General features: G+C 70.4%; 12 protein-coding genes. 9 read left to right on the top strand and 3 right to left on the bottom strand.

Features of this window, described 5'->3' with window-relative positions:
• Genes sdhA through sdhC form a run of 3 tightly spaced genes read right to left on the bottom strand, consistent with a single transcriptional unit; the run spans nt 1 to nt 2,722 of the window.
• A complete protein-coding gene (gene sdhA, locus ACGGZK_RS16905; protein WP_395243782.1) occupies nt 1-1,824 on the bottom strand; it encodes a succinate dehydrogenase flavoprotein subunit in 1,824 nt (607 codons plus the stop codon).
• 11 nt (nt 1,825-1,835) lie between these two features.
• Nucleotides 1,836-2,288, bottom strand: coding sequence for a succinate dehydrogenase hydrophobic membrane anchor subunit (locus ACGGZK_RS16900; RefSeq protein ID WP_395243781.1), 453 nt, complete (start codon nt 2,286-2,288; stop codon nt 1,836-1,838).
• A 14-nt stretch (nt 2,289-2,302) separates the two neighbouring features.
• Nucleotides 2,303-2,722, bottom strand: a complete 420-nt coding sequence (gene sdhC, locus ACGGZK_RS16895) for a succinate dehydrogenase, cytochrome b556 subunit (RefSeq protein WP_395243780.1) — start codon at nt 2,720-2,722, stop codon at nt 2,303-2,305.
• 186 nt (nt 2,723-2,908) lie between these two features.
• On the opposite strand from sdhC, the gene ACGGZK_RS16890 reads away from it, so the two are divergent.
• From ACGGZK_RS16890 to ACGGZK_RS16850, 9 genes are all read left to right on the top strand, one after another.
• Entirely contained in the window at nt 2,909-4,027 is a 1,119-nt protein-coding gene (locus tag ACGGZK_RS16890) for a mannose-1-phosphate guanylyltransferase (RefSeq protein WP_395243779.1), read from the top strand.
• 48 nt (nt 4,028-4,075) lie between these two features.
• The gene (locus tag ACGGZK_RS16885) at nt 4,076-5,134 is read left to right on the top strand and encodes a BMP family protein (protein ID WP_395243778.1); all 1,059 of its coding nucleotides are present in this window, start codon (nt 4,076-4,078) and stop codon (nt 5,132-5,134) included.
• Between the two features lie 165 nt (nt 5,135-5,299).
• Nucleotides 5,300-6,397, top strand: a complete 1,098-nt coding sequence (locus ACGGZK_RS16880; protein ID WP_395243777.1) for a BMP family protein — start codon at nt 5,300-5,302, stop codon at nt 6,395-6,397.
• A gap of 156 nt (nt 6,398-6,553) precedes the next feature.
• Nucleotides 6,554-8,074, top strand: coding sequence for an ABC transporter ATP-binding protein (locus tag ACGGZK_RS16875; protein ID WP_395243776.1), 1,521 nt, complete (start codon nt 6,554-6,556; stop codon nt 8,072-8,074).
• Entirely contained in the window at nt 8,071-9,375 is a 1,305-nt protein-coding gene (locus ACGGZK_RS16870; RefSeq protein WP_395243775.1) for an ABC transporter permease, read from the top strand. Before ACGGZK_RS16875 ends, ACGGZK_RS16870 begins: the two co-directional genes overlap by 4 nt.
• Nucleotides 9,372-10,685 (top strand): ABC transporter permease, encoded by a 1,314-nt coding sequence (locus tag ACGGZK_RS16865; RefSeq protein WP_395243774.1) that lies wholly within the window; start codon nt 9,372-9,374, stop codon nt 10,683-10,685. Before ACGGZK_RS16870 ends, ACGGZK_RS16865 begins: the two co-directional genes overlap by 4 nt.
• A gap of 10 nt (nt 10,686-10,695) precedes the next feature.
• Nucleotides 10,696-11,115 carry a cytidine deaminase gene (locus ACGGZK_RS16860; protein ID WP_395243773.1) on the top strand — a complete coding sequence of 140 codons (420 nt, stop codon included), beginning with the start codon at nt 10,696-10,698 and terminating at the stop codon, nt 11,113-11,115.
• A complete protein-coding gene (locus ACGGZK_RS16855) occupies nt 11,112-12,413 on the top strand; it encodes a thymidine phosphorylase (protein WP_395243772.1) in 1,302 nt (433 codons plus the stop codon). Before ACGGZK_RS16860 ends, ACGGZK_RS16855 begins: the two co-directional genes overlap by 4 nt.
• A gap of 112 nt (nt 12,414-12,525) precedes the next feature.
• Entirely contained in the window at nt 12,526-13,647 is a 1,122-nt protein-coding gene (locus ACGGZK_RS16850; protein ID WP_395243771.1) for an adenosine deaminase, read from the top strand.
• The last annotated feature ends 4 nt before the right edge of the window (nt 13,648-13,651 follow it).

The raw sequence follows: 13,651 nt of genomic DNA, 5'->3' as shown, positions 1-13,651 counted from the left end.
TCAGTACTTCCTCTCCATCGGCTGGTAGCGCGTCACGGTGACCGGTTTCCAGTCGAGCCGGATGTGGTCGTCGGCGACCGCGGAGTGCGCGTCGCCCGACAGGTACGCCATCGTGTGCTGCATGAACTGCTCGTCGTCGCGCTTCGGGAAGTCGTCGCGCATGTGGCCGCCGCGGCTCTCGTCGCGGTTCTTCGCCGAGTAGACGACGACCTCGGCGAGGTCGAGCAGGAAGCCGAGCTCCACGGCCTCGAGCAGGTCGGTGTTGAACCGACGGCCCTTGTCCTGGACGGCGACGTTCTTGTAGCGCTCGCGCAACTGCCGGATGATGCCCAGCATCTCCTCGAGCGACTCGGCGGTGCGGAACACCTGCGCCTTGGCATCCATGTTGTCCTGCAGTTCCTTGCGGATCGCGGCGATCCGCTCGGTGCCGGTGGAGTCGCGCAGCGTCTCGAGGAGGTCGCGCACCTCCTTCGCCGGGTCCTGGGGGAGGGGCAGGAACTCGGCCGTGCGCACGTACTCGACCGCATTGCGGCCGGCGCGCTTGCCGAAGACGTTGATGTCGAGCAGCGAGTTCGTGCCGAGGCGGTTCGAGCCGTGCACCGAGACGCACGCGCACTCGCCCGCGGCGTAGAGGCCGGGCACGACGGTGTCGTTGTCGCGCAGCACCTCGGCGTTCACGTTGGTCGGGATCCCGCCCATCGCGTAGTGCGCCGTCGGCATCACCGGCACGGGCTCGTACACCGGGTCGACGCCGAGGTAGGTCCGCGCGAACTCGGTGATGTCGGGGAGCTTCGTCTCGAGCACCTCGGCGCCGAGGTGCGTGCAGTCGAGCAGCACGTAGTCCTTGTGCGGGCCCGCTCCGCGGCCCTCGGCGACCTCCTGGACCATGCAGCGCGACACGATGTCGCGCGGGGCGAGGTCCTTGATGGTGGGGGCGTAGCGCTCCATGAACCGCTCGCCGGAGGCGTTGCGCAGGATCGCGCCCTCGCCGCGGGCGCCCTCGGTGAGGAGGATCCCGAGGCCGGCGAGGCCGGTCGGGTGGAACTGGAAGAACTCCATGTCCTCGAGCGGCAGGCCCTTGCGCCAGATGATGCCCACGCCGTCGCCCGTGAGGGTGTGGGCGTTCGAGGTGGTCTTGTAGATCTTGCCGAAGCCGCCGGTGGCGAAGATGATCGCCTTCGCCTGGAACACGTGCAGCGTGCCGGTGGCCAGCTCGTACGCGACGACGCCGCTCGGCTGCCGGACCCCGTCGACCTCGGTCATGACGACGTCGAGCGCGTAGTACTCGTTGAAGAAGTTGATGCCGAGCTTCACGCAGTTCTGGAACAGCGTCTGCAGGATCATGTGGCCGGTGCGGTCGGCCGCGTAGCACGCGCGGCGCACGGGCGCCTTGCCGTGGTCGCGCGTGTGCCCGCCGAAGCGACGCTGGTCGATCTTGCCCTCGGGCGTGCGGTTGAACGGCAGGCCCATGTTCTCGAGGTCGATGACCGCGTCGATGGCCTCCTTCGCGAGGATCTCGGCCGCGTCCTGGTCGACGAGGTAGTCGCCGCCCTTGACGGTGTCGAAGGTGTGCCACTCCCAGTTGTCCTCCTCGACGTTCGCGAGGGCGGCGGCCATGCCGCCCTGCGCGGCGCCCGTGTGCGAGCGCGTCGGGTAGAGCTTGGAGATGACGGCGGTCTTCGCGCCGGGGCCGGCCTCGATCGCCGCCCGCATGCCGGCGCCGCCGGCGCCGACGATGACGATGTCGAACTTGTGGTGGTGGACCCCGTCGATGATCTCGACGTCGGGGTCGTTGTTCCAGGGTGAGGTGGTTTCGCTGGTCATGGGTCTCTTCGTCAGGATGCCGGGCAGAAGGACGGGAGCAGCTCGGCGGGCGAGCCGGCCGGGCACGGGTCGAACGTGAAGATCACGAGCGTGCCGAGGGTGAGCAGTACGACGACGGCGACGAGCAGCGCGCCCTTCAGGATCTTCTGCACCGCCCCGCGGGGGTTCGTGTAGTCGTTCACGAGGGTGCGCATGCCGTTGGCGCCGTGGATGAGTGCGAGCCAGAGCATCAGGCAGTCCCACCACTGCCAGAAGGGCTGTGCCCACTTGCCGCCGACGAAGCCGAAGTCGATGGCCTTGACGCCGTCGCCGACCATGAGGTTGACGAACAGGTGGCCGAACACGAGCACGACGAGCACGATGCCCGACGCCCGCATGTAGATCCAGCCCCACTTCTCCAGGTTGACGCCGCGCTTCGGTGCGGGGCGCGCCGGGGTCCGGGGCGATTCGATGGTGGTGGTCACTGTCGATCCCGTTCCTAGTGGCTGAAGACGTTCATGAGGTGGCGGGGCGCGAACCCGAGCATCGTGACCACCCAGAGGGCGATGACGATCCAGAACAGCAGCTTCTGGTGGCGGGTCGCCCAGGCCCAGAAGTCGACGAGGATGATCCGGATGCCGTTGAACGCGTGGAAGACGATCGCGCCGACGAGCGCCACCTCGCCGAGCCCCATGATCGGCGTCTGGTAGGTGCCGATGACCGCGTTGTACGCCTCGGGGCTCACCCGCACCAGCGCGGTGTCGAGGATGTGCACGAGGAGGAAGAAGAAGATGGCGACACCGGTGATGCGGTGGAGCACCCACGACCACATGCCCTCGCGGCCGCGGTAGAGCGTGCCGCCCGGCCGCTCCTTGGCCGGGATGGGTGCGGTCAGGGTTCCTGCCTCGGTTTCTGGCATGAACAACCCTCCATGGCTGTGTGGATCGCCTCCGACGAGAGGCGCGACGGGCGCGACGGCCCGGTGCGATTCTAGTCCCGGAGGGCGCCGGGTCGCCGCTAAGGGCCGCCTAACCATCTCGACGTCGAGATAAATCCCGGCGCCCGTCCCTCGCGTCCGTGCCCGCCGCGCGGATACGCTGGGCGGATGCAAGACTCCACGATCGACCGCTTCTACGCCGTGATCCCCGCCGGCGGCGTGGGCTCGCGCCTTTGGCCGCTCTCCCGGGCCGACGCCCCGAAGTTCCTGCACGACCTCACCGGGTCGGGGCAGACGCTGCTGAAGGACACGTGGGACCGGCTGGCGCCGCTGTCGGGCGACCAGCGCATCATGGTCGTCACCGGCCGCGCCCACCGTGCCGCGGTCGAGGGGCAGTTGCCGGGCCTCGCCGACGCCAACGTCGTGCTCGAGAGCGAACCGCGTGATTCGACCGCCGCGATCGGCCTCGCCGCTGCGATCCTCGAGCGCCGCGAGCCGGGCGTCATCATCGGCTCGTTCGCCGCCGACCACGTGATCTCGGGCGACGCCCTCTTCCGCGGTGCCGTCGAGCAGGCGGTCGCAGCGGCCGACGCCGGTTACATCGCCACGATCGGCATCACGCCCACCGAGCCGGCCGTCGGCTTCGGGTACATCGAGTGCGGCGCCGACCTCGCGGTCCCGGGCGCCGAGCGCGTCGAGTCGGTCGCGAGCTTCGTCGAGAAGCCCGACCTCGCCACCGCGCGCCGCTACCTCGACGACGGCCGCCACCTCTGGAACGCGGGCATGTTCATCGCCCGCGCCGACGTGCTGCTCGCCGAACTCGCGCGCACGAAGCCCGCCCTGCACGCCGGCCTCGTCGAGCTCGCCGCCGCGTGGGACGACCCCGCGACCCGGGGGCCGGCGGTCGACCGCATCTGGCCGACCCTCGAGAAGATCGCCATCGACTACTCGGTCGCCGAGCCCGCGGCCGCCGCGGGGCGGCTGGCCGTCGTGCGCGGCCACTTCCAGTGGGACGACGTCGGCGACTTCGCCTCGCTCGCGAAGCTCAACACGGCCGGCCGCTCGGGCGAGCTCGCCATCCTCGGCGAGAACGCGCGCGTGCTGTCGGATGCCTCGAGCGGCATCGTCGTGAGCCGCGCGAAGCGCGTGATCAGCCTGATCGGCGTGCAGGACATCGTCGTCGTCGACACGCCCGACGCGCTGCTCGTCACCACGAGCGAGCATGCCCAGCGCGTGAAGGCCGTCGTCGACGCCCTCCGCCTCGGCGGCTCGAGCGACGTCCTCTAGGTCCACCCCCAGCCCCTCGCGGGCCACCCGAGCAAAGGGAGCGATCGGATGTCCCGTCGGAAGCACCTCCTCGTGGTCGCGGCACTCGGCGCGGCATCCGTCGCCCTCGCCGGCTGCGCGACCGCGCCGCCCGCCTCGACCGAGGCCGCGAGCGACGTGTGCGCCCGCATGGTGACGAACTCCGGCGGGCTCGAGGACCGCTCGTTCAACCAGTCGAGCTGGGAGGGGCTGCAGCAGGCCGAGGAGGAGTACGGCATCGAGGCCGCGGCGCTCGTGTCGACCGGCGAGACCGACCTGGCCCCGAACGTGCAGCAGGCGGTCGACTCGGGCTGCGACCTCATCGTGACGGTGGGCTGGGAGCTCGCCGAGGCCACGGCCGACCAGGCCGCGAAGAACCCCGACGTCTCCTTCGCCATCGTCGACGAGGTCGTCAAGGCCGACAACGTGAAGCCGGTCGTGTTCGACACGGCCCAGGCCTCCTTCCTCGCGGGCTACCTCGCTGCGGGCGTGTCGAAGACCGGCGTGGTGGCGACGTTCGGCGGCGGCAACCAGCCCCCGGTGACCCTGTTCATGGACGGGTTCGTCGACGGAGTGGCGAAGTACAACGCTGTGCATGGCACCCAGGTGCGCGCGCTCGGCTGGGACAAGGCGACGCAGGACGGTGCGTTCACGGGCGACTTCGAGGACATCAACAAGGGGAAGGTGCTCACCGAGGGCTTCATCGACCAGGGTGCCGACGTCGTGCTGCCGGTCGCGGGGCAGGTCGGCGAGGGCGCGGCGGCGGCGGCCATCGAGCGCGGCGGCGTGTCGGTGATCTGGGTCGACAGCGACGGCTACGAGACGCTGCCGGCCGAGTTCCACCCGGTGATCCTCACCAGCGTGCTGAAGAACACGCAGCAGGCGATGGTCGAGATCGTCGGGGACGTCGTCGACGACGCGTTCACGAGCGACGCCTACGTCGGCACGCTCGAGAACGGCGGCGTGGAGATCGCGCCGTACCACGACCTCGCGAGCCTCGTCACGCCCGAGCTCGACGGCGAGATCGAGGGGCTGCGGCAGGCGATCATCGCCGGCGACCTGGTGGTCGAGTCGCCCAGCACCCCCTGATCGAGGGTGCGCATGCGGCCTCCGGCCTGCTCATCTGAGCAGAATGTCGCGTCTTGATAACCATTGGATGAAGCGGGGGGCCGAGGCCTGAACGCCGAATGCAACCGGGGGTAACGTGATTTGCAATCGCCCCGGGAATGCGGGGCGCAGTCTTTGGAGGACACTGTGACGTTCACGACCAAGAAGGCCGCGTTCGGCGGCCTTGCGATGTTCGGCGCCGCCGCGCTGCTCGCCGGCTGCGCCTCGGCGCCGGAAGAGGGCCCCGAGAGCACCGGCGAGGCGCTCGACTACCTGCCCTGCATGGTCTCCGACGCAGGCGGCTTCGACGACAAGTCCTTCAACCAGCTCGGCTACGAGGGCCTCGAGGCCGCCGCCGAGGAGCTCGGCGTGGAGTTCAAGGCCGTCGAGTCCGCTGCGGAGACCGACTACGCGTCGAACATCCAGAGCCTCGTCGACCAGGGCTGCAACACGATCGTCACGGTCGGCTTCCTGCTCGCCCCGGCCGCCCTCGAGGCCGCCACCGCGAACCCCGACCTCGAGTTCGTCTCGATCGACGACACCGTCGACCAGGACTTCGACGGCACGACCGATGCCCCGAACATCAAGCCGATCATCTTCGACACCGCCCAGGCCGCGTTCCTCGCGGGCTACCTGTCGGCGGGCGTCACCCAGACCGGCGTCGTCGGCACCTTCGGCGGCATGAACATCCCGACCGTGTCGATCTTCATGGACGGCTTCGCCCAGGGCATCGACTACTACAACGAGCAGAACGGCACCGCCGTCAAGCTCCTCGGCTGGGACCGCGCCGCACAGGACGGCTCCTTCACCGGCGGCTTCGAGGCGAACGACACCGCTCGCCAGATCGCCCAGGGCCTGATCGACCAGAACGTCGATATCCTGCTGCCCGTCGGCGGCCCGATCTACCAGTCGGCCGCCGCGGCGATCACCGACTCGGGCCGTGAGATCGCCCTCATCGGCGTCGACGCCGACGTGTACGAGACCGACCCGTCGGTCGGCAGCCTCCTCCTCACCTCGATCCTCAAGGGCATCGACGTCGGTGTCCACGAGGCCATCGTCGAGGCCGGCAACGGCAACTTCGACGCCGCGCCGTTCGTCGGCACCCTCGAGAACGAGGGCGTGGGCGTCGCGCCGTTCCACGACTGGGAGTCGAAGGTCCCGGCCGACCTCGCGTCGAAGCTCGACGAGCTGAAGGCCGCGATCGTCTCCGGTGACATCACCGTCGAGTCGTACCTGGCGAGCTAGTCGCCTCCACGAAGGGGAGGTCGGTGCGAACCGGCCTCCCCTTCGCGTTCCGCTCGGATGGGCACCCGCCGCAACATCTGAGCAGTCCATCCGGGCACCGCCCGACTTTCGCGCGCGACCTGCTGCATCTGCGCGCCCGTCACTAGGATCGGGAACATGAAACTCGAACTCCGAGGCATCACGAAGAGGTTCGGTTCACTGGTCGCCAACGACCACATCGACCTCGTCGTGGAGGCCGGCGAGATCCACTGCCTCCTCGGCGAGAACGGTGCGGGCAAGTCGACGCTGATGAACGTCCTGTACGGCCTGTACCACGCCGAGGAGGGCGAGATCCTCCTCGACGACGAGGTGCAGCACTTCGCCGGGCCGGGTGACGCGATGCGCGCCGGCATCGGCATGGTGCACCAGCACTTCATGCTCATCCCCGTCTTCACCGTCGCCGAGAACGTCATGCTCGGCCACGAGTCCACCAAGGCCGGCGGCGTGCTCGACCTCGCCACGGCCCGCGCGAAGGTGCGCGAGATCTCCGAGCGGTTCGGGTTCGACGTCGACCCCGACGCCCTCGTCGACGACCTGCCGGTCGGCGTCCAGCAGCGCGTCGAGATCATCAAGGCGCTCTCCCGCGACGCGAAGGTGCTCGTCTTCGACGAGCCCACCGCGGTGCTCACGCCGCAGGAGACCGACGAGCTCATGGCGATCATGCGCCAGCTCAAGGAGTCGGGCACCTCCATCGTCTTCATCACCCACAAGCTCCGCGAGGTGCGCGAGGTCGCCGACCGCATCACGGTCATCCGGCTCGGCAAGGTCGTCGGCGAGGCATCCCCGACGGCGTCGAACGCCGAGCTGGCGTCGCTGATGGTGGGCCGCGCCGTCGAGCTCACCGTGCAGAAGGGCGCGCCGAATCTCGGCGCGCCCGACCTCGTCGTCGAGGGGCTGACGGTGATCGACCCGTTCGGGCACCTCGTCGTCAACGACGTGAGCTTCGAGGTCCGCCGCGGCGAGGTGCTCTGCATCGCCGGGGTCCAGGGCAACGGGCAGACCGAGCTCACCGAGGCGCTCGTCGGCCTCCAGCCGCGCGTCGAGGGCCGCATCAGCCTCGAGGGGCGCGACCTCACGCACGAGAGCGTGCGCACCATCCTGAACGCCGGCGTCGGCTTCGTGCCCGAGGACCGCACCGAGGACGGGCTCGTCGGCGAGTTCTCGATCGCCGAGAACCTCATGCTCGACCGGGCCGACGGCCCGCCGTTCGTGAAGGCCGGCAACCTGCAGCTCGGCCCGCTCGCGGAGTTCGCGACCGACAAGGTGAAGGAGTTCGACGTCCGCACCCCGTCCATCGAGACGAAGGTCGGGCGGCTCTCCGGCGGCAACCAGCAGAAGGTGGTGCTCGCCCGCGAGCTCAGCCGCGAGCTGCGGCTGCTCGTCGCGGCCCAGCCCACGCGCGGCGTGGACGTCGGGTCCATCGAGTTCATCCACAAGCGCATCATCGAGACGCGCGACGCGGGCGTGCCCGTCGTGGTCGTCTCGACCGAGCTCGACGAGGTCACGGCCCTCGCCGACCGGATCATGGTGATGTACCGGGGCCGCGTCGTCGGCATCGTGCCCGGCGACACCCCGCGCGACGTGCTCGGCCTGATGATGGCCGGCGAGACGCCCACGAGCGAAGGAGCCGCGGCATGAGCGAGCCCACCCCGGGCACGACGCCCACGACCCCCGCATCGCCGCAGGCCGCGGCGCCGGCGCCGGCCGCGCCTCCGGCCGGGGTCGAGCCGCCGAGCCGCTGGCACCAGGCGTTGCGCGAGATCGCCACCGGCAACGCGATCATCTCGGTGCTCGCGGTCGTGCTCGCGCTGCTGGTCGGCGCGATCATGATCGCCTTCACTGACGAGCGGGTGCAGGCGGCATCCGGGTACTTCTTCGCCCGGCCGGGCGACACGTTCGTCGCCATCTGGGAATCGGTCTCGGGCGCGTACGTGGCGTTCTTCCAGGGGTCGATCTACAACTTCCGCCGCCCCGAGTTCGCGGCCGGCATCCGCCCGCTCACCGAGACGCTGACCTTCGCGACGCCGCTCGTCGCGGCCGGCCTGGGCGTCGGCCTCGCCTTCCGCGTGGGCATGTTCAACATCGGTGGCCGCGGCCAGATGCTCCTCGCCTCGGCGGCCGCCGGCTGGGTGGCGTTCTCGTTCGACCTGCCGATGGGGCTGCACATGGTGGTCGCCCTCATCGCGGGCCTCATCGCCGGTGCGCTGTGGGCCGGCATCGCCGGCCTGCTGAAGGCGCGAACCGGCGCGCACGAGGTCATCGTCACGATCATGCTCAACTACGTCGCGCTCTACCTCGTGACGTGGATGCTTCGCACCCCGGGCCTCCTCCAGGCGCCGGGCTCCAACAACCCGAAGACGCCGCCCATGAAGGACACGGCCGTGTTCTTCGACCTGCTCGGGCCGCAGTACAACCTGCACTTCGGCTTCATCCTCTCGATCGCCGCCGTGTTCCTGGTGTGGTGGATCCTCGAGCGCTCGAGCCTCGGCTTCCAGTTCCGCGCCGTCGGCGAGAACCCGAACGCGGCCCGCGTCGCCGGCATCAACGTGAAGTCGATGTACGTCTACGCGATGCTGATCTCGGGCGCGCTCGTCGGCCTCGCCGGCGTGAACCAGGTGCTCGGCACCGTGACCACCGGCTTCTCGTCGGGCATCGACGCCGGCATCGGGTTCGACGCGATCACCGTCGCGCTGCTCGGCCGCTCGTCGCCCTTCGGCATCCTGCTCGCGGGCATCCTGTTCGGCGCGTTCAAGGCCGGCGGCTTCTCGATGCAGGCGGCCGAGGGCGTGCCGATCGACATCGTGCTCGTCGTGCAGTCGCTCATCGTGCTCTTCATCGCGGCCCCGCCGCTCGTGCGGGCGATCTTCCGGCTGCCGGCCCCCGGCTCGGCTCCGAAGCGACCCCGCCCGATCGTCACCAAGGAGGTGGAGGCGAAGTGACCGTCGCATCCCAGGACACCCCCACCACGCCCGCGGCCCCCGCGGCGCTCGAGACCACGGTCGTCGTCAGCTGGAAGGCGCCGATCACGTTCGGCGTCGTCACGCTGATCGCCATCGTGCTGTTCGTCTTCGCCGGCCACGGCGGCGAGGCGGTCTTCCGACTGTCGCCCGCCGGCGACGCGCTGCAGCTGCCCGAGGTCACCCTCGACGCGACGATCACCGCCTGGGTGAGCGTCGCGATCATGGCGGCCATCACGATCGCGAGCTTCCTGCTCGTCCGCGCCCGGCGGCGCATCTCGATCTGGTACACCATCGTGTTCGCGCTGGTCTTCATCATCGCGTTCCTCACCTGGGCCGCCGCGGGCGCCGACACCTCGACGATCCCGGTGCCGGGCCTCCTGGCCGGTGCGCTGAGCCTGTCGGTTCCGCTGATCTTCGGCGCGCTGTGCGGCGTGATCTCGGAGCGGGTCGGCGTCGTGAACATCGCGATCGAGGGCCAGCTGCTCGCCGGCGCGTTCACGTCGGCCGTGGTCGCCTCGGCGGTCGGGCAGGCGGTGCTCGGCCAGACGCTCGGCCTCATCGCCGCGGCCGCGGCGGGCGTGCTGGTGTCCTTCGTGCTCGCCGCGTTCTCGATCAAGTACTTCGTCGACCAGGTCATCGTCGGCGTCGTGCTCAACGTGCTCGTGCTCGGCCTCACGAGCTTCCTGTTCTCGCAGGTGCTCGCGCCGAACGCGGCGGTGCTGAACTCGCCGCCGCGCCTCGAGCGCCTGCCGATCCCGCTGCTGAGCGAGATCCCGCTGATCGGCCCGATGTTCTTCCGGCAGACGATCATCGTCTACATCATGTACGTCGCGGTCGCGGCCGTGTACTTCGGGCTGTTCCACACGCGCTGGGGCCTCCGCCTCCGCGCCGTGGGCGAGCACCCGCAGGCCGCCGACACCGTCGGCATCAACGTGAACAGCACCCGGTTCTGGAACGTCTCGCTGGGCGGCGCGATCGCGGGCCTCGGCGGCGCGTTCTTCACGCTGGGCGCCGTCGGCGCGTTCAACAAGGAGATGACCGCGGGCGCGGGCTTCATCGCCCTGGCCGCCGTCATCTTCGGCCAGTGGGACCCGATCAAGGCGACCCTCGCGGCGCTCCTGTTCGGCTTCGCGTCCAACCTGCAGAACACGCTCTCGGTCATCGGGTCGCCCGTGCCCAGCGAGTTCATGCTCATGCTGCCGTACGTCGTCACGATCCTCGCGGTCGCCGGCTTCGTCGGGAAGGTCCGCGGTCCCGCGGCCGCCGGCAAGCCCTACATCAAGTCCTAGGAGCACCACCATGACCGCACCGGAGACCGTCGACTGGGAGCACCTGCGCGGCCTCGCCCGCGACGCGATGGCGAAGGCGTACGCGCCGTACTCCCAGTTCCCCGTGGGCGCCGCGGCGATCGTCGACGACGGCCGCGTGGTGAGCGGATGCAACGTCGAGAACGCGTCGTACGGCGTGACCCTGTGCGCCGAGTGCTCGCTGGTGTCGGCGCTCGTCATGTCGGGCGGCGGCAAGCTGGTCGCCTTCACTTGCGTCGACGGGCACGGCAACACCCTGATGCCGTGCGGCCGGTGCCGGCAGCTGCTCTACGAGCACTCCGCCGAGGGGATGGTGCTCGACACGGTGTCGGGCTTCAAGACCATCGACGAGGTGCTGCCCGACGCGTTCGGGCCGAGGCAGCTGGCCGAGTTCCGAGGGGAGTCCGCATGAGCGGCGTGGAGGCGTTCGACGCCGTCGACCTGATCCGCACCAAGCGCGACGGCGGCGAGCTGTCGACCGAGCAGATCGGGTGGCTGGTCGACGCGTACACGCGCGGCTACGTCGCCGACGAGCAGATGTCGGCGATGACGATGGCGATCTTCCTCAACGGGATGGGCCGACGCGAGATCCGCGACCTGACCATGGCGATGATCGCCTCGGGCGAGCGCATGGACTTCTCGGGCCTCGGCAAGCCGACCACCGACAAGCACTCGACGGGCGGCGTCGGCGACAAGATCACGCTCCCGCTGATGCCGCTCGTGGCCGCCTTCGGCGTCGCCGTGCCGCAACTCTCGGGCCGCGGGCTCGGGCACACCGGCGGCACCCTCGACAAGCTCGAGTCCATCCCGGGCTGGCGGGCCGAGCTCACGAACGAGGAGATGTTCGCCCAGCTCCGCGACCACGGCGGCGTGATCTGCGCCGCGGGCGCCGGGCTCGCGCCGGCCGACAAGAAGCTCTACGCGCTCCGCGACATCACCGGCACCGTCGAGGCGATCCCGCTGATCGCGTCGTCGATCATGTCGAAGAAGATCGCCGAGGGCACGGGTGCCCTGGTGCTCGACGTGAAGTTCGGCTCGGGCGCGTTCCTCACCGACATCGAGCGATCGCGCGAGCTGGCGCGCACGATGGTCGAGCTCGGCGAGGACGCCGGGGTGGCCACGAGCGCGCTGCTCACGAACATGAACGTGCCGCTCGGGCTCACGATCGGCAACGCCAACGAGGTGCGCGAGTCGGTCGAGGTGCTCGCCGGAGGCGGGCCGGCCGACGTCCGCGAGCTCACGGTCGCGCTCGCGCGCGAGATGCTGGCCCTCACGGGTCGCATCGACGTCGACGTGGAGGCCGCGCTCGACGACGGCCGGGCGATGGACGCGTGGCGTGCCACCATCCGCGCCCAGGGCGGCGATCCGGATGCCCCGCTCCCCGTCGCCCGCGAGCAGCACGTCGTGACGGCCGACCGCGACGGCGTGCTCGTGGCGCAGGAGGCCCTGCCGTTCGGCATCGCCGCCTGGCGCCTCGGCGCGGGACGCGCACGCAAGGAGGACCCGGTGCAGCACGCGGCGGGCATCGACCTGCACGCGAAGCCCGGCGACGCCGTGCGCGCGGGCCAGCCGTTGTTCACCCTGCACGCCGACGAGCCCGCGCGATTCGCCCGGGCGCTCGAGGCCGTCGAGGGGGCGTGGCGGATCGGCGACGAGGGCGAGGAGATCGAGGACGGCGGTCCGCTCGTCGTGGAGCGCATCGGGCGGTAGCCGCTCCGCGCGGCGCCCTACCGCATCCGGCGGGGCCCGGCGGTGCGCACGGGGTGCGCCGAGCTTCGAAATCGCCGAGACTTCGGCGGCGGCGCGCCGCTATCGTGGACACGTGGACACCAACGCGACGGAGTACCGGCTCGACGGCGACGGCGCGGACCTCCGGGCCCTCCCGAAGATCTCGCTGCACGACCACCTCGACGGCGGCCTCCGGCCGCAGACCCTGATCGAGCTCGGCGAGGAGATCGGCCTCGAGCTGCCCGCGAGCGACGCGGAGTCGCTCGGCGAGTGGTTCTCGGTGCAGTCGAACTCCGGGTCGCTCGTCGAGTACCTGAAGACGTTCGACCTCACCACCGCCGTGATGCAGACCCGCGAGGGGCTCACCCGCGTCGCGCGCGAGTTCGTGCAGGACCTCGCCGCCGACGGCGTGATCTACGGCGAGGTGCGCTGGGCGCCCGAGCAGCACCTCACCCGCGGCCTCTCGCTCGACGAGGCCGTCGAGGCGGTGCAGGCCGGCCTCGACCAGGGCGTCGACGACGCCCGCAGCCTGGGCCGCCGCATCCGCACCGGCCAGCTCGTCACCGCGATGCGCCACCTCGACCGCGGGCTCGAGATCGCCGAGCTCGCCGTGCGGCACCGCGACCGCGGCGTCGTCGGCTTCGACATCGCGGGGCCGGAGGCCGGCTTCCCGCCGAGCCGTCACCGCACCGCGTTCGATTACCTCGCGAGCCGCTTCATGCCCGTCACGGTGCACGCCGGCGAGGCCGACGGCCTCGAGTCGATCCGCGGGGCCCTCGTCGACGGCCGTGCGCTGCGCCTCGGCCACGGCGTCCGCATCGCGGAGGACCTCATCATCGACCACAAGGACGACGAGGGCACGTACGTCACCCTCGGCCCGACCGCGCAGTGGGTGCGCGACCGCGAGATCCCGCTCGAGACGAGCCCGTCGTCGAACGTGCAGACCGGCGCGATCGCGGCGTGGGGCGACGAACTGGTCGACCACCCGTTCGACATCCTGTACCAGCTCGGCTTCCGGGTCACCGTGAACGTCGACAACCGACTCCAGTCGGGCACGTCGCTGACGCGCGAGCTCGCCCTGCTGAGCGACGCCTTCGGGTACGACCTCGACGACCTCGAGGTGTTCCAGCTCAACGCCGCTGCCGGCGCGTTCCTCCCGATCGACGATCGCGAAGAGCTCGCCGAGCAGATCGAGGACGGCTTCGACGAGGCCTGACCCC

The sequence above is a fragment of the Agromyces sp. MMS24-K17 genome, assembly GCF_043950245.1.
Taxonomy (GTDB): domain Bacteria; phylum Actinomycetota; class Actinomycetes; order Actinomycetales; family Microbacteriaceae; genus Agromyces.
The sequence above is the reverse complement of the archived record's forward strand: the minus strand, read 5'-3'. Positions and strand labels throughout refer to the sequence as shown.

Bases quoted from the DNA above. Each gene is read 5' to 3' on its own strand.
- sdhA (WP_395243782.1), bottom strand. From the start codon at position 1,824: ATGACCAGCGAAACCACCTCACCCTGGAACAACGACCCCGACGTCGAG.
- sdhC (WP_395243780.1), bottom strand. From the start codon at position 2,722: ATGCCAGAAACCGAGGCAGGAACCCTGACCGCACCCATCCCGGCCAAG.
- ACGGZK_RS16890 (WP_395243779.1), top strand. From the start codon at position 2,909: ATGCAAGACTCCACGATCGACCGCTTCTACGCCGTGATCCCCGCCGGC.
- ACGGZK_RS16885 (WP_395243778.1), top strand. From the start codon at position 4,076: ATGTCCCGTCGGAAGCACCTCCTCGTGGTCGCGGCACTCGGCGCGGCA.
- ACGGZK_RS16875 (WP_395243776.1), top strand. From the start codon at position 6,554: ATGAAACTCGAACTCCGAGGCATCACGAAGAGGTTCGGTTCACTGGTC.
- ACGGZK_RS16870 (WP_395243775.1), top strand. From the start codon at position 8,071: ATGAGCGAGCCCACCCCGGGCACGACGCCCACGACCCCCGCATCGCCG.
- ACGGZK_RS16860 (WP_395243773.1), top strand. From the start codon at position 10,696: ATGACCGCACCGGAGACCGTCGACTGGGAGCACCTGCGCGGCCTCGCC.
- ACGGZK_RS16855 (WP_395243772.1), top strand. From the start codon at position 11,112: ATGAGCGGCGTGGAGGCGTTCGACGCCGTCGACCTGATCCGCACCAAG.